This is a genomic window from uncultured Maribacter sp. (genome assembly GCF_947500405.1).
GTDB lineage: Bacteria > Bacteroidota > Bacteroidia > Flavobacteriales > Flavobacteriaceae > Maribacter_B.
Window position 1 is genome coordinate 160,470 of the sequence record NZ_CANMRY010000010.1, and the last position, 15,096, is coordinate 175,565.

Genomic DNA, 15,096 nt, shown 5'->3' on the forward strand with positions numbered 1-15,096 from the left:
GTTTGAAAAACTTTAAGTCTATACTCCTATTAATTTTCTTGTGTTCCTCTTTTATTGGGTATACACAAACAGCTACCATTACAGGAGTTATCTTAGATGAACAAAACCAACCTATTGCCAACGCTAATATTAACACAAAAAATTACGGCACTTACACAGATACTAATGGTTATTATATACTCCAAATAACAGCCGACCAAAAAGCAGATATTACCTTCTCCCATATAGGTCATAAAAATGTAGTCATAACTTCATTAATCTTGACTACTAATGAAACCTATGAATTTAATCCTGTTTTAAAAACAAACGCCATACAAGTAGATGAAGTTACTGTAACAGCAAATGGAGAAAAGAAAGTGGATGGTATTATAAATTTATCTACCAAACAAATAAGAAAAATTCCTGGAGCAAATGCTGGTGTAGAGAATATTTTAAAGTTATTACCAGGAGTAAACTCTAATAATGAACTTAGTACCCAGTATGCTGTTAGAGGCGGAAATTACGATGAAAACCTTATTTATATTAATGAGATTGAAGTGTATAAACCATTCCTTATACGTTCTGCACAACAAGAGGGCTTAAGTAGTATAAATACTAACATGGTACAAAGTATTAAATTTTCATCAGGAGGTTTTCAGGCAAAATATGGCGACAAACTTTCTTCCTCCCTAAATATAACCTACAAAACGCCAGTAAAATTACAAACACAAATAGACCTTAGCTTGCTAGGAGCTAGCGCCACCTTAGAAACTGCATCCAAAAACAAAAAATTCACTAGTATTACAGGAGTTAGATATAGAAATAATAACATATTAGTAAATAGTACCAACACCAATGCAAACTTTAATCCCACCTTTGCAGATATACAAAGTTATTTTACGTATCAATTTTCAGAAAAATTTAGACTAAACCTTCTAGGAAATATATCTATTAACGATTACAAAAATGAGCCTCTAAATAGAGAAACCAATTTCGGAACTATTAACAATCCGCAAACCTTACTAGTACACTATCAAGGACAAGAAAATAATAGATATACTACTGCATTAGGCGCCTTAAAAGGCAACTATTATGTTAATGAAAATCTTACTTTTAAAGCTATTTCATCTATTTACCATACCACAGAAGAAGAATATTCTGATGTTATTGCCGCGTATAGATTAGGAGCATCTGGCACAGATTTAAACGACACTAATATTTCTAAAGGAATTGGCTCACAATACAATAGAGCAAGAAATGATTTAGATGCACTACTATTTAATTTTGAAGTAAAAGGGGTGCATCGTAAAAATAATAGTGTTTTAGAAATGGGGATAAAATATACCCATGAAGACATAAGAGACCAAATAAGAGAATCTGAATTTATAGATTCTGTTGGATTTTCTATACGACCTCCCCAGTCGCAATTTATAAATGACCAGCCTAATACCCCTTTTACAGCTCCGCTAGTACCGTTTACAGGGATAAATGCTACTAATTTTGTTAAAACAAATAGGTTTTCTGGTTATCTTCAATACAGTAACACAAAAAATTGGAACCAACATAACCTATATTATAACTTAGGAATTAGAAGCCAATATTGGACCGTAAGTGGCACAGGTATTAAAAAAAAATCGCATACCATACTTAGCCCTAGATTCCAATTTGCATGGAAACCAAACTGGGAAAAAGATATGCTTTTTAGGCTAGCAACAGGAGTATATCACCAACCTCCTTTTTATAGAGAACTCAGAAATCAAAACGGTATAATAAATTCCAATGTTAAAGCTCAAAAAGCAATACATATTGTGGCTGGCAATGAATACAGTTTTCTTTTATGGGAAAGGCCATTTTCACTAATAAGTGAAGTATATTATAAAAAAATAACGAATGTAAACCCATATACATTAGAAGATGTTCGCATTAGATATACTGCATTAAATAATGCAAAAGCCTATGCCTATGGCGCAGAAGTTAGATTAAATGGTGCATTTGTACCTGGAACAGAGTCTTGGGTATCTCTTGGATACTTAAAAACTGAAGAAAATAGTAACAATAGAGGCTATATTTTTAGACCTACAGACCAGCGTTTAAAGCTTGGAATACTTTTTCAAGATTACGTACCCAATATGCCACAATTAAAAATGTATCTAAACTTAGTTTATAATACTGGAGTACCAGGTGGTTCTCCTAGTTATGCTGACCCATATATTTTTCAGAAAAGATTAAGAGATTATAAAAGGGCAGATTTAGGAATTTCTCATATTTTTGTCGACGCTGACAAGAAGTATCCAAAAAATCATTGGTTGCATGGTTTTAAAGATCTTAGTGTAGGGATTGAAATTTTTAACCTTTTCAACAATCAAAACTCCATAACCAATACATGGGTAAGAGATGTAGACAGCAAACAACAATATGCAATTCCAAATTTCATGACCAGTCGTGTTCTTAATTTAAAATTAAGTATGCGCTTATAAGCTAAAAAATGTCTAAATTAATTTTTACCGCCATAGTATTCGTAACCTTCTCTTTAAATGCACAGAAAAACATTTATGAGAGTTCTAAATTTAACTCCTTAAGCAAAACTCATAAAACACTTGCTATATTACCTTTCTTAACTAATTTAGATTTAAAGGAAAAACTACATAAACAAGATTTAAAAAGTTTGGAAGAAAAAGAAGGGTATGCTGTGCAAAACGCATTGGAAACCTATTTTTCTAAACGTAAAAAAAAGAAGAAATTTTCAGTAGAATTTCAAAACACACAAGACACAAAAGCAATCTTAGCTAAAAATAATATTGATTATCAAAATATTGATATATATACGATAAAAGAACTAAGTTCTATACTTAATGTAGATGGCGTAATTAGCGGAAACCTAGATCTTACTATCTTATTATCTAAAGGGATACCTTCAGAATTTAATTTTGCAGATTACTTTTTAGGAAATTCTAATTATGGTAGAATTGGAATGAAAATAAGTGATGGCGCCACTGGTAAGCTCCTATGGAAATACGAAAAAAGAATTACTAAAAAGACAGGTAAAAACACCAACGACCTTATTGACCGTATGATGAAGCTAGCAATTAGAAAATTCCCCTATGACAAAGAGAGAAAGAAAAATAAAAAATAATTTTTTTATTTTTCTATAAACTCTTTTAAAACACTAATTGTATAATCTATTTCCTCTTTAGTATTATATTTTGAAAACGAAAATCTGACCGAGGGTTTAGCTAAATCTTCTTTAGACAAAACTTGAGTTAATACATGGGAACCCATATCGCTACCAGATTGGCATGCACTACCTTTAGAACAAGCAATACCTTTTATATCTAAATGAAATAACAGCATTAATGCTTTTTCCTGAGGAACAGGTAAACAAACATTAACAATAGTATATATGCTCTTTTCTAAATCTCCAGAATGTCCATTAAATTTTACCCCAGATATTTCTCTTGTTATAGTAGCTATAAAATATTTTTTTAACTCTTTTACATAAAGAGTCTCTTCTTCCAAATTTTCATAAGCTTTTACAAAAGCTTCTTCTAACCCTACAATATTATGAAAAGCCTCTGTCCCTGCTCTAAAACCTCTTTCTTGTGAGCCTCCAGAAATAAAAGGTTTTAAGCTAGAGTTTTTTCTAATAAACACAAAACCAACTCCTTTTGGACCATGAAATTTATGCGCCGCAGCAGTTAAGAAATCTATTTGAGTTTTTTTAACATCCCAAGAATAATGCCCTATAGATTGCACAGTATCTGAATGTATAAGTGCATCATTTTCTTTACATATAGCACAAAAAGCATCTATATCAATTTTATTTCCTATTTCATTATTAATATGCATTAAACTAACAAGCTTTTTAGAGTCATTTTCTTTTAAAAGAAATTCTAAATGCGATAATTCCGGACTTCCATTTTCATCTAAATCTACATACTTTACAATAATGTTACTCTCTTTTTCTAAATCCTCTACAGTATGTAACACAGCATGGTGCTCAATTCTTGAAGTTATAATTGTTTCCACACTCATATCTCTAACAGCACATCTTAAAACCATGTTATCTGCCTCTGTGCCCCCAGATGTAAATATTATTTCTGAAGCCTGCGCATTTAAAGATTTAGCAATGATTTTTCTAGCACTCTCTACTGCTGTTTTTGCAGAACGCCCAAAACTATGTGTAGAGGAAGGATTGCCATAAAAATTTAATAAAGCACCTTGCATTTTCTCAATAACACTTTGTCTTACTTGTGTAGTTGCCGCATTGTCTAAATATACCTTTTCCATAAAAAATTATAACATTAAATCTCTTATTTTAACAAGAGATAAGACAAAAGTAGGCATTTAAAACCAAAATTAGTTAACAACATTAACTAATTTTTAGATAGTTAATTTAGACTTAAATATGTTACAGCTTATGCCATAGTTTTACTTTTTTAAATTAAATTTGAAATATGAGAAACTTGTTACTTTCTATTACTGCCGTCTTCCTTTTTTCTTGTGATGATGGTGATTTGCAAATTGAAACCATAGATTTTGATAGTATAACTACTATAAGCACCTGTAATACTGTAGAAGTATCTACTGCTAGTTTATTATTTAAGATTAATACCGTTGAAGCTTTAATTTTAGAGCTCCCTGCAAATGCTTTAAAAAATGAAGTTATCACAGAAGCAGCTGTAAATGCAATTACAGAAAGTGGGCCATATAAACTTACTTACAGAACATTTTCTGATAATGTTGCTAAAGATTATTTTTGTTCCTCTGTACCTTTAACATCCCCAACGGTTGTTGAAGAAATTATTGCAAAGAGTGGAAATGTACTCATTACAACAAGTGAGGAAGATAGTACTACGTACAATCATACTATTACATTAGAGAATATCACTTTTGAAACATCTGAAAATAATCGTATTACAAACTTGAGTATTAATGATTTTGGGAAAGTAGTAACAACAAAAGCTAATTAAGCATTCTGATAAATATATACTTCTGTAGCTCCCATTCCATATTTTTGATAATCAGCATCATAATATTTTAAATTCTCATAGCGCCTAAAAAGATAACCCAACTCTTCTTTTAGCACTCCCTCTCCTACTCCGTGGATAAATACTACCTTTTGTATTCTTTTTCGCATAGCAAACTCCAATTGTCGTTTTGCTGTTTCTAGTTGTAAATTTAGTTTTTCATAACTACTCATATTACCTGAGTTTTTAACCAACTTATGCACGTGCAAATCTACCTCCATTTTAGGAGCGCTACGTTCTTTTGCTTTTAAAACAACATTTTTACGTTTCTTAGGGGTTTCCTTTTCCGACTTTATTTTTGAAACCTCATAATTGGTTACCCTAATATCTCCTCCAACTTTCATTAACTCTTTCTCTAAGTAAGATAGTATAAAGCCGTCTGTATCTTCTATAGTAATTTTAGAACCATCTATTTTAAGAATGGTTCCAGAAATAATATCATCTATAGTTTCTACTTTATCTCCAATATTAAAAACACCCATTGTTTTATTTTAAATACCCAAAAATAATAGTAATTTTCAGCATCTTTCTTTAAAAAAGCCATGAAATTAGCAATTACCCTATTTTTAGTGACTCTTGAAGAGTTTATGTTACCATGTATAACCAAAAAAATCATAGGTATAGATTGCCCCGGTTGTGGACTTCAGCGATCTTTTATCTCTATATTAAATGGTGATTTTGCTACGGCTTTTACTACCTATCCTCCCATATATACTATTTTACTGTTAATAAGTTTTTTTATTTTTCAAAACTTCATTAAGATTAAATACGCTAATAAAATTATACTAACTTTGACTTTAACCACTGTAGTAATCATTGTAACTAACTATATTTTAAAATTCATCTAACTCAAATAATATTATGGAACAAAAACTACCAAACACAGGAGCAATAATTGGATTAAGTATAGCATCAATTTTATTATGTTGGTGCTACGGCGTGTTAGGACTTTTATTAGCAATTGTAGCTTTAGTTTTAGCTAGTAAGACTACTAAAGTATATAATGCCAACCCAGAAAATTATTCAGATATTGGGTCCGTAAAAACGGGAAAAATATTAGCTATTATTGGGCTTGTTTTAAATATTCTTTTTATGGCTTTTATTGCATGGTTTATTATTACCATTGTAGGCTTAGACGCTTTACAAGATGAAGAACTAATGCGAGAAAGAGTTGAGGAATACATGAGTAATCGCTAAAGAAGATTACAAAAAATAAATCAAAAAAAATCCTCGATTTATAAATCGAGGATTTTTTACTCACTTAGTATATTTTAAAACTATTTTTCAAATTGTTTTAACGTCTTTATAATAATAGAAATACAATCTAATAATTGTTCTTTATTCATTACCAAAGGAGGCGCAAAACGTATGATATTACCATGCGTTGGTTTCGCCAACAAACCATTTTCTTTCATAACCATACAAATATCCCAAGCAGTAGAACTATCTTCTGTATCATTAATAAGAATCGCATTTAAAAGTCCTTTTCCGCGAACAGCAGTAACAATGTTACATTGTGGTATAAACTGGTTTAATTTATCTCTAAAAAGCTGCCCAAGCGTCTCTGCGTTTTCGGCAAGTTTTTCTTCTTCAACAACTTCTAACGCTGCAATACCTACAGCTGCCGCAACAGGGTTACCACCATAAGTGCTACCGTGATTTCCAGGACGTATAACTCCCATAATTGGGTCATTGGCTAAAATTCCAGAAACAGGATAGGCTCCTCCAGATAAAGCCTTTCCTAGCACTAAAATATCTGGTTTAACATTTTCATGATCTACTGCTAACATTTTACCTGTTCTAGCAACTCCCGTTTGCACTTCATCTGCAATAAACAATACATTATGCTTTTTACATAACTCTTTTGCCTTAGCTAAATAATTTTCTGATGGAACATACACACCTGCTTCTCCTTGTATAGGTTCTACTAAAAATCCTGCAATATTTTTTGTACTAGCCAAAGCAGCTTCTAAAGCCTGTAAATTATTATATTCAATTTTTAAAAATCCATTGGTATATGGACCAAAATTAGCTCTGGCAACTGGATCGTTTGAAAAAGAAATTATTGTTGTTGTTCTTCCATGAAAATTATTTTCACAAACTATTATTTGCGCTTCATTCTCTGGAATACCTTTTACTTCATAAGCCCATTTTCTACACACTTTCAAAGCGGTTTCTACAGCCTCCGCCCCAGTATTCATTGGCAAAAACTTATCAAAACCAAAAACACTAGTTACTTTTTTTTCAAACTTACCAAGCATATCATTATAAAATGCTCTAGAAGTTAGTGTTAAAGTTTGAGATTGTTTTGTCATTGCATCCACAATTTTTGGATGGCAATGTCCTTGATTTACAGCAGAATAAGCTGACAAAAAATCATAATACTTTTTTCCTTCTACGTCCCACACATATACTCCTTCTCCTCTATGCAGCACTACTGGTAAAGGGTGGTAATTATGCGCTCCGTACTTGTTTTCTAAATCTATCGCTTGTTGCGATGTTAATTGGTCTAAAACAGCCATTTTAATTTTGTTTAAATTAATAAAATAACCATTCCTTATCTACCTTTATCCTTTCGAAGATCCCGAAAACTATCGAGACGAAAATTCAGCGTGGGAAAGAAATCATCCCTAAAGAGGTTGCAAATTACAATATTTTTTAAAATTTAAACTGCTCAAAAGTGACCATTTAAACAAAACAGTGTCATAAGGATAGATACACTAACCTTTTAAACATTATACAAAATGGAATTTTTAGAAAAAACCTTAAATAGTCTTGCTTCATCTACCGGAGATTTTTTACCTAGTACAATTGGCGCTTTACTTATTTTAATTATCGGCTGGTTTGTTGCCGGTTTCCTTAAAAGAATCACAACCAAATTAGTTAAAAAGACTAATATTGACTCAAAATTGAACTCTAATAAAATTACAATTTCTAAGCTTATTGGTAAGTTAGTATACTTATTTGTTATGATTTTTGTTTTTATGCTTACGCTAGAAAAGTTAGGCATGAGAAGTGTTTTAGACCCAGTTAAAAACTTACTTAATGGCTTTGCAGACTTTATTCCTAATATTGTTGGTGCTGGCTTGGTTGGTTATATTGGCTACATGCTTGCAACTATTGTTGCGGAACTTGTTGGGCTTTCTGGTGATACTATTAGAAGTTTTGTACCAAAACTTAAATTACCAGAAAACATTGATATTGTAAACATTCTTAAAAAAATAGTTTTCATATTTATATTTATTCCACTATTAATTACGGCTTTAAATATTTTAAATATGGATGCAATATCTGTTCCTGCAACAAATATGCTAGAACAATTTTTTACTGCAATTCCAAAAATATTAGTAGCGGTACTAATTCTTATTCTTTTTGTAGTAGGTGGTAAATTTGTTGCTGGTTTACTTACCGATTTATTAGAGAGCCTTAAACTAGATGGTATAGTAAGTAAAATGAATTTAGGAGAGGTTTCTTCTAATACCAACCTCCCAAAAATGATTGGAAATATTGCATATTTCTTTATTATTCTTTTTGGACTTACAACTGCAATAGAAAAGCTAGAGTTTACTAAACTTACAGAGGTTCTTGATACTATTGTAGGTTTATCCGGAAGTATTTTATTTGGATTAGTAATTTTAATCATTGGAAATTGGATAGCATCTATTGCATATAAAGCAATGTCTAAAAGCAATAACAATTTATTTGTTGCCTCAATTGTTAGAATGTCTATTTTGGCAATTTTCTTAGCCATGGGACTTAAAACAATGGGAATTGGTGATGACATCATTAATATGGCATTTGGTATTACCCTAGGAACAATTGCAATTACTATAGCGCTTTCCTTTGGTTTAGGAGGTAGACCAGCAGCAGGAAAGCAAATGGAAAAAATATTAGATAAATTCAATAAATCTAAATAAATTAAAATTAATATTTATAAAAATGGGATGTATAGTTATACATCCCATTTCTTTTTTTCAGAACATTTTTATCCATCTGCATCCAAACATATAGCTTTAAGATTACTACATTAAATACCTTATTTACTGCTATTAAACTGTGTTTCTATAACTAAGACTTTTTATAATCTAAAAAGTTCACTTTTATTTAACTTAATTTAATGAGATTCCTTCTTAAAGTTACTATTTTAAATGAAGTGCTATTCTTATTTTTGCACTATGCGAAAAAAGAATAAAAGAGTAATTCTTGAAAATATTGAGATCATTGATGCTGGTGCAAAAGGAAAAACTATTGGTAAAGCTCCAGATGGTAGAGTAGTTTTTACTACCAATGCTGTTCCTGGAGATGTTGTAGATATACAAACAACAAAAAAGAGAAAAGCATATTTTGAAGGCACTGCAATAAATTTTCATAAACTTTCTGACAAACGTTCTGAACCTGTTTGTGAACATTTTGGCATTTGCGGCGGATGTAAATGGCAAAATATGAGTTATGAAAACCAACTCTTTTATAAAGAAAAAGAAGTCTACAATAATCTTCTACGCATTGGCCATTTAAATGTGCCCGAAATTACTCCAATCTTAGGTTCTAAAGAACAGTATTTTTATCGCAATAAAATGGAGTTTTCTTTCTCTGATAGTAAATGGCTAACATTAGAACAAATACAATCGGGAATTCAAATTGAAGACAAAAATGCTCTTGGTTTTCACATTCCCGGTATGTGGGATAAAATTTTGGATTTAAAAAAATGTCATTTACAAGCAGATCCTTCTAATGCTATTAGAACAGCTACTAAAGAGTTCGCAAAAAAAACCGAAATGTCTTTCTTTAATCCAAGACACCATACAGGTATGCTACGTACACTTATGGTTAGGACAACATCCACAGGAGAAATAATGGTTTTAATACAATTCTTTGAAGACCATAAAGAAAAAAGAGAAAACTTACTAGAATTTCTAAAAGAGAAATTTCCAGAAATTACTTCGCTACAATATGTAATAAATCAAAAGCATAATGATACAATATATGACCAAGAGATAATATGTTTTTCTGGTCGTGATCATATTATAGAAGAGATGGAAGGCTTACATTTTAAAATAAATGCCAAATCTTTTTACCAAACCAATTCTAAACAAGCATATGAGTTATATAAAATAACTAGAGACTTTGCCGGTTTAACCGGAGAAGAGCTGGTATACGATCTATATACAGGAACAGGAACCATAGCACAGTTTGTATCTAAAAAAGCAAAAAAAGTTATAGGAATAGAATCTGTTCCAGAAGCAATAATAGATGCAAAAGAAAATGCAAAGAATAACAATTTAACTAACGCAGAGTTTTATGTAGGGGATATGAAAAATGTGTTTAATGAAACATTTATTGCCGAACATGGAAAACCAGATACTATTATTACAGACCCTCCAAGAGTAGGTATGCATAAAGATGTAGTAGAGCAAATTTTAAAAATTGCTCCTAATAAAATTGTATATGTAAGTTGCAATAGTGCTACACAAGCAAGAGACCTTGCCTTAATGAAAGATTTTTACAAAGTTACTAAAGTGCAACCTGTTGATATGTTTCCGCAAACGCATCATGTAGAAAATGTTGTACTTTTAGAAAAGATATAATAGTATGGTTAAATTAAAAGGCATAGGAATAATACTTGTAGGCTTAATTTTGTTTTTAGCATGTGAGAAAGATGACATTTGTGTAGATGGAGACACTCCTCTATTAGTTATAAGATTTTATGACATTAATGATACTACCGTTTTAAAAAAAGTTCCTAAACTTAGGGTATTTGGTGTAGGTAAAGACATTACTGTAAATACTTTTACAGATAGAACAGATTTAGACTCTATAAATATTCCTTTAAGAATTACAGAAAATAGCACTTCATTTAATTTTGTATTAAATTCTGCAGATACTTCTAGTACAGATACCACAGACACCGGTAATTTAGATGAAATAACTTTTAATTATGGGCTATCTGATGAATATGTATCTAGAGCTTGTGGTTTTATAGCCACTTATAATGGAGTTTCAGAAACCCTAACTCCAGACACTGATAACTGGATTAAAAGAATAGAATTTATTACTACAGATATAAATCTTGAAACTATAAATACTGCGCATGTTAAAATTTATCATTAGTCTATTACTCCTAATTAGCAGTATTGGTTTTTATGGGCAAAGTAGTCCTATAGATACTAAACCTAAAGATACTGTAGTATATAAACAAGCTTATGGCTTAAGAGTTGGAGTAGATTTAAGCAAACCTATATTAAATTTTACTAATAACAATTACGAAGGATTTGAAATTGTTGGAGATTACAGACTAACACAAAAACTTTTTTTAGCAGCAGAAATAGGAAATGAAACTAAAACAAGGCAAGAAGAAATAGGATCTAATTTTACCGAAACAACCACGAACCCATTATATAATTTCACAACTAAAGGCAGCTATATTAAACTTGGAATAGACTATAACACTTACGCAAATTGGTACGGAGAACAAAACTCTATTTTTATTGGTGCAAGATATGCTTATGCAACTTTTTCTCAAACACTAAACAACTATCAAATATATAACAGTAATAATTACTGGAGAGAGGATAATGCATTTACTAATGGGTCTACGACACCACAAGAATTTGGGAGTCTTTCTGCTCATTGGCTAGAGGCCGTTCTTGGTGCCAAAGTAGAAATCCTTTCAAATCTATATCTTGGAGCTAGCGTTAGAATAGGTATCTTAGTTGCGGATAAAGACCCTGACCCGTCTAGATTTAATAATCTTTGGATACCTGGATTCAATAATGTCACGGACAATAGCGCTTTTGGAGTAGGATATAATTACAGTATCTCCTATTTTATCCCTCTATACAAAAAAGAAAAAAAGAAAAAAACAGAAGTAGAAAAAGAAATAACAGAGTAATTTAAAATTCTTTTATTTCTTTTTTTAAAACCCATTTCATAACCATTTTTTCTTTCCCTTTAATTCTTGCTAATGCAAATTTTGGAGCAAAAACAGTTGCTGTAACAGCTGAAATTCCTGCCAATAAAAAACGATGCATTGGAACAAAATAACCTAACAAAAGTCTAACAATTATAAATATAACAGTAAAACCAATAAAGTTATATAAGAGCGCTTTATGTTTAAGTTTCATATTTTATTCTTCTTTATTTTGATATTTGGCTTTTTTACTACCAGAATACATTACATATTTTACCAATTTAGATTCCAAATGGCTATTAAAAACTTTAATCTTTCTAGAAGGTCTAAGTCCTACATATTTTAAAGCCTGTAAGTTTGATGTAATAAACCAAGCATCAGTACCAGGATATTTTTGTTTTAAAGTATCTCCAATAGACGCATAAAAATCTTGCATATCTATATCTAAACGTTCACCATAAGGAGGATTAAAAACCATATGCAATTGGCTCTCTGTAAACTTTTCGGTATCAAAAAAATTTTTTCTTTCAACTGTTATATATTCAGACAAATTTGCATTTTCTATGTTATCTTGTGCCTTACGAACAGCAGATGGTGCTTTATCATAACCAACAATTTTATAATTAAAATCTCTAGTTTTATTTAAAGAAACATCCACAATTTTATCAAAAAGATCTTCATCAAAATCTTCCCATTTTTCAAAAGCAAATTCTTTTCTATTAATATTAGCAGGTATATTACATGCGATCATAGCTGCCTCTGTTAACATTGTTCCACTACCACACATAGGGTCAAGGAAATCACTTTGTCCTTTCCATCCACTTAACAATAATAATCCTGCCGCTAAAACTTCATTTATAGGAGCAATATTTGTTGCTGTCCTATATCCTCTATGATGCAAAGACCTCCCTGAACTATCTAAAGAAACATTACATTGTTCATCATGTATATGAATATTAATTCGCACATCTGGAAATTTAACATCCACATCTGGCCTTTCCCCATCGGTATCTCTAAACTTATCTACAATAGCATCTTTAACCTTCTGCGAAACATATAAAGAATGCGTAAAATTATTAGATTTTATTGTAGTATCAATTGCAAAACTAGTATCCACAGTTAAAAACTGTCCCCAATCCATCGCATAAATTTTTCTATATAATTCATTTTCATTTCTAACAGAAAAAGAGTGTATTGGCTTTATAATTTTTATTGCAGTACGCAAACAAAGGTTTGCTTTATACATAAAGCCAGTATCCCCTTCAAAAGAAACACTTCGAGTTCCCTCTACAATATTTATTGCTCCTAAATCTTTAAGTTCCTTAGCTAATATTTCTTCAAAACCAAATAAGGTTTTCGCCAACATTTTAAAATTATTGTTCATGGTATCTGTAAAAATTCACACAAAAATACACTAATTTTACCCCTTGTAAATATTTTCAGTAGTTTATAAAAACTTGCAACCAATTTTCATGACCTATATATTACCAATCTTAGGTGTTTTATTAAGTTTTCTTTTTGTATATTTTGTTAAACCACAAAAAAAAGAAAATTTTAAATTACTTCTTGCTTTTAGTGGTGCTTTCTTATTAGCTCTAACTCTTTTTGAGTTATTTCCGCAAGTATACGAACATACCAATTCTAAAACTGTAGGTCTTTTTGTAATGCTTGGAATATTATTCCAAATATTTTTAGAATTCTTTTCTAAAGGTGCAGAACATGGTCATGTACACGCAAAGAACGATACCAAAAAATTTCCTTGGCTACTATTTATAAGCTTATCCATTCATTCTATATTAGAAGGTGTTCCCATAGAACACAACCATACTATGTTATATGGAATATTAATTCATAAAATTCCTATCGCAATTATTCTTAGTATATTTTTATTAGGATCAAAATTAAAACTAACATACTCAATATTCTTTATCTCTCTTTTTGCTATAATGACCCCAATAGGTAGTTATATTTCTGCTAATTTTGAATTAGCTCCTAAATACTTTGCCATGTTAAATGCTTTAGTAATAGGTGTTTTTCTTCATATTTCCACTGTTATTCTCTTTGAAAGTTCAGAAGGTCATAAATTTAATTTAAGAAAAGTAGTAGTCATAATATTTGGAATAGTAATTGCATATATGTTATAAATGTTTAGCAAAGAAGAATCAAAACGTTTAAAACAAGACTTTTGGATAGCATTTGGAAAATCCTTTCCAAGAAAATGGATTTTATATAACACAAAAATAAAAGGTTTAATTTTTAAATTTCAGTTTGACTTAAAAACCGCAGAAGTAGCAATAATAGTTGACCACAACAATTTGGAAATTAGAATGGAGCTTTGGGAAAAACTAATTACTTTACAGAATATTATTAAAGAAGAATACTTACCTAGTGCTACATTCAATGATTCTTACCCTATTAATAATGATAAAGAAATTTCTAAAATTTATGTAGAAATAAAAAATGTTTCTATACATAATAAAAATACCTGGCAAGAAACTATGGTTTTTTTATCAGACAACATGAAAAAGGTTGAAAATTTTTTTCAAGAATATAAAGATATCCTAAGTGTCTAACTATAAAAATAATCTCTTTTAATACTTAAGTATTATATAAAAAAAAGACATTATAAGTTCACTTCAATTACACATCCTTATACAAAGCTCTAAAAATGAGACCCTCACTAACTATATTTTAGTTATTAAACTTTCGCATTTAATTTACAATACAAGATACCTCTAAACCAAGCCATAATTTTTTTACTAATATTTACATAGCAAAACTACCTCCATCAAACTATTAGTTAAGTTTATAATAAACTTCATAACTCCAGTATAGCTCTTATTAAAAGAATAATAACCGTATAAGCAAACTATAGCAGTTAAACAGCTACGTAAGTTGTACTAATCTACAACTATGATTTATATATGAAAAAAAATCAAGCATAAAAAAAGTCCGATACGTAATGTATCGGACTTTGAAGAAGGCGGCTTCCTACTCTCCCACTTGGTGTAGCAGTACCATCGGCGCAGATGGGCTTAACTTCCCTGTTCGGAATGGTAAGGGGTGAGCCCCATCGCCATGGCCACCTAAATTTTTGTCTCCTAGTCCCAAAGTGGAACTAAAAGCACTATATATTTTAAAGCCTATCCTTTTACTCTCCCCTTTGGGGAGCCAGAAGGGCTC

General features: G+C 30.6%; 16 protein-coding genes and 1 rRNA gene. 11 read left to right on the top strand and 6 right to left on the bottom strand.

Annotated elements, in window-relative coordinates:
* Positions 1–2: 2 nt before the first annotated feature.
* Together Q0945_RS13875 and Q0945_RS13880 are read left to right on the top strand one after the other, a co-directional pair.
* Positions 3–2,456, top strand: coding sequence for a TonB-dependent receptor (locus Q0945_RS13875; protein ID WP_299435598.1), 2,454 nt, complete (start codon positions 3–5; stop codon positions 2,454–2,456).
* 8 nt (positions 2,457–2,464) lie between these two features.
* Complete coding sequence (locus Q0945_RS13880; RefSeq protein ID WP_299435600.1) at positions 2,465–3,112, top strand: hypothetical protein; 648 nt, start codon at positions 2,465–2,467, stop codon at positions 3,110–3,112.
* 5 nt (positions 3,113–3,117) lie between these two features.
* Here Q0945_RS13880 and Q0945_RS13885 read toward each other — a convergent pair whose 3' ends face one another.
* Positions 3,118–4,266: a cysteine desulfurase family protein gene (locus Q0945_RS13885; protein WP_299435602.1), complete on the bottom strand. Its 1,149-nt coding sequence runs from the start codon at positions 4,264–4,266 to the stop codon at positions 3,118–3,120.
* Between the two features lie 167 nt (positions 4,267–4,433).
* Here Q0945_RS13885 and Q0945_RS13890 point away from each other — a divergent pair, with 167 nt between their 5' ends.
* Complete coding sequence (locus Q0945_RS13890) at positions 4,434–4,949, top strand: hypothetical protein (protein ID WP_299435604.1); 516 nt, start codon at positions 4,434–4,436, stop codon at positions 4,947–4,949.
* Here the strand turns inward: Q0945_RS13890 and Q0945_RS13895 are convergent.
* A complete protein-coding gene (locus tag Q0945_RS13895) occupies positions 4,946–5,488 on the bottom strand; it encodes a Smr/MutS family protein (RefSeq protein ID WP_299435606.1) in 543 nt (180 codons plus the stop codon). The two genes, Q0945_RS13890 and Q0945_RS13895, sit on opposite strands and share 4 nt — an antisense overlap.
* A 105-nt stretch (positions 5,489–5,593) precedes the next feature.
* Between Q0945_RS13895 and Q0945_RS13900 the strand changes: the two genes are divergently transcribed.
* Both Q0945_RS13900 and Q0945_RS13905 read left to right on the top strand, forming a co-directional pair.
* Positions 5,594–5,854, top strand: coding sequence for a DUF2752 domain-containing protein (locus Q0945_RS13900; RefSeq protein WP_299435635.1), 261 nt, complete (start codon positions 5,594–5,596; stop codon positions 5,852–5,854).
* Between the two features lie 13 nt (positions 5,855–5,867).
* Complete coding sequence (locus tag Q0945_RS13905) at positions 5,868–6,203, top strand: CCC motif membrane protein (RefSeq protein WP_299435608.1); 336 nt, start codon at positions 5,868–5,870, stop codon at positions 6,201–6,203.
* An 80-nt stretch (positions 6,204–6,283) separates the two neighbouring features.
* Here the strand turns inward: Q0945_RS13905 and rocD are convergent, their stop codons facing one another.
* A complete protein-coding gene (gene rocD / locus Q0945_RS13910; protein ID WP_299435610.1) occupies positions 6,284–7,528 on the bottom strand; it encodes an ornithine--oxo-acid transaminase in 1,245 nt (414 codons plus the stop codon).
* 222 nt (positions 7,529–7,750) lie between these two features.
* Here rocD and Q0945_RS13915 point away from each other — a divergent pair, with 222 nt between their 5' ends.
* The 4 genes from Q0945_RS13915 (at position 7,751) to Q0945_RS13930 (ending at position 11,895) form a co-directional block, all read left to right on the top strand.
* Positions 7,751–8,923: a mechanosensitive ion channel gene (locus Q0945_RS13915; protein WP_299435613.1), complete on the top strand. Its 1,173-nt coding sequence runs from the start codon at positions 7,751–7,753 to the stop codon at positions 8,921–8,923.
* A 258-nt stretch (positions 8,924–9,181) separates the two neighbouring features.
* Positions 9,182–10,591: a 23S rRNA (uracil(1939)-C(5))-methyltransferase RlmD gene (rlmD, locus tag Q0945_RS13920; protein WP_299435615.1), complete on the top strand. Its 1,410-nt coding sequence runs from the start codon at positions 9,182–9,184 to the stop codon at positions 10,589–10,591.
* 4 nt (positions 10,592–10,595) lie between these two features.
* Complete coding sequence (locus Q0945_RS13925) at positions 10,596–11,114, top strand: DUF6452 family protein (RefSeq protein WP_299435617.1); 519 nt, start codon at positions 10,596–10,598, stop codon at positions 11,112–11,114.
* Positions 11,095–11,895, top strand: a complete 801-nt coding sequence (locus tag Q0945_RS13930) for a DUF6048 family protein (RefSeq protein ID WP_299435619.1) — start codon at positions 11,095–11,097, stop codon at positions 11,893–11,895. The genes Q0945_RS13925 and Q0945_RS13930 overlap by 20 nt, the downstream gene beginning before the upstream one ends.
* A gap of 1 nt (position 11,896) precedes the next feature.
* On the opposite strand, the gene Q0945_RS13935 is transcribed toward Q0945_RS13930, so the two are convergent.
* Positions 11,897–12,127 (bottom strand): hypothetical protein, encoded by a 231-nt coding sequence (locus Q0945_RS13935; protein ID WP_299435621.1) that lies wholly within the window; start codon positions 12,125–12,127, stop codon positions 11,897–11,899.
* Between the two features lie 3 nt (positions 12,128–12,130).
* Entirely contained in the window at positions 12,131–13,297 is a 1,167-nt protein-coding gene (locus Q0945_RS13940; protein WP_299435623.1) for a THUMP domain-containing protein, read from the bottom strand.
* A gap of 88 nt (positions 13,298–13,385) precedes the next feature.
* On the opposite strand from Q0945_RS13940, the gene Q0945_RS13945 reads away from it, so the two are divergent.
* Together Q0945_RS13945 and Q0945_RS13950 are read left to right on the top strand one after the other, a co-directional pair.
* Complete coding sequence (locus Q0945_RS13945; RefSeq protein ID WP_299435625.1) at positions 13,386–14,057, top strand: ZIP family metal transporter; 672 nt, start codon at positions 13,386–13,388, stop codon at positions 14,055–14,057.
* A complete protein-coding gene (locus tag Q0945_RS13950; RefSeq protein WP_299435627.1) occupies positions 14,058–14,486 on the top strand; it encodes a DUF4268 domain-containing protein in 429 nt (142 codons plus the stop codon).
* 405 nt (positions 14,487–14,891) lie between these two features.
* Here Q0945_RS13950 and rrf read toward each other — a convergent pair.
* Positions 14,892–15,003 (bottom strand): 5S ribosomal RNA (rrf, locus tag Q0945_RS13955).
* Positions 15,004–15,096: the final 93 nt, after the last annotated feature.

Bases quoted from the DNA above. Each gene is read 5' to 3' on its own strand.
- Q0945_RS13880 (WP_299435600.1), top strand. From the start codon at position 2,465: ATGTCTAAATTAATTTTTACCGCCATAGTATTCGTAACCTTCTCTTTA.
- Q0945_RS13885 (WP_299435602.1), bottom strand. From the start codon at position 4,266: ATGGAAAAGGTATATTTAGACAATGCGGCAACTACACAAGTAAGACAA.
- Q0945_RS13890 (WP_299435604.1), top strand. From the start codon at position 4,434: ATGAGAAACTTGTTACTTTCTATTACTGCCGTCTTCCTTTTTTCTTGT.
- Q0945_RS13895 (WP_299435606.1), bottom strand. From the start codon at position 5,488: ATGGGTGTTTTTAATATTGGAGATAAAGTAGAAACTATAGATGATATT.
- Q0945_RS13900 (WP_299435635.1), top strand. From the start codon at position 5,594: ATGTTACCATGTATAACCAAAAAAATCATAGGTATAGATTGCCCCGGT.
- Q0945_RS13905 (WP_299435608.1), top strand. From the start codon at position 5,868: ATGGAACAAAAACTACCAAACACAGGAGCAATAATTGGATTAAGTATA.
- rocD (WP_299435610.1), bottom strand. From the start codon at position 7,528: ATGGCTGTTTTAGACCAATTAACATCGCAACAAGCGATAGATTTAGAA.
- Q0945_RS13915 (WP_299435613.1), top strand. From the start codon at position 7,751: ATGGAATTTTTAGAAAAAACCTTAAATAGTCTTGCTTCATCTACCGGA.
- rlmD (WP_299435615.1), top strand. From the start codon at position 9,182: ATGCGAAAAAAGAATAAAAGAGTAATTCTTGAAAATATTGAGATCATT.
- Q0945_RS13925 (WP_299435617.1), top strand. From the start codon at position 10,596: ATGGTTAAATTAAAAGGCATAGGAATAATACTTGTAGGCTTAATTTTG.
- Q0945_RS13930 (WP_299435619.1), top strand. From the start codon at position 11,095: ATGTTAAAATTTATCATTAGTCTATTACTCCTAATTAGCAGTATTGGT.
- Q0945_RS13935 (WP_299435621.1), bottom strand. From the start codon at position 12,127: ATGAAACTTAAACATAAAGCGCTCTTATATAACTTTATTGGTTTTACT.
- Q0945_RS13940 (WP_299435623.1), bottom strand. From the start codon at position 13,297: ATGAACAATAATTTTAAAATGTTGGCGAAAACCTTATTTGGTTTTGAA.
- Q0945_RS13945 (WP_299435625.1), top strand. From the start codon at position 13,386: ATGACCTATATATTACCAATCTTAGGTGTTTTATTAAGTTTTCTTTTT.
- Q0945_RS13950 (WP_299435627.1), top strand. From the start codon at position 14,058: ATGTTTAGCAAAGAAGAATCAAAACGTTTAAAACAAGACTTTTGGATA.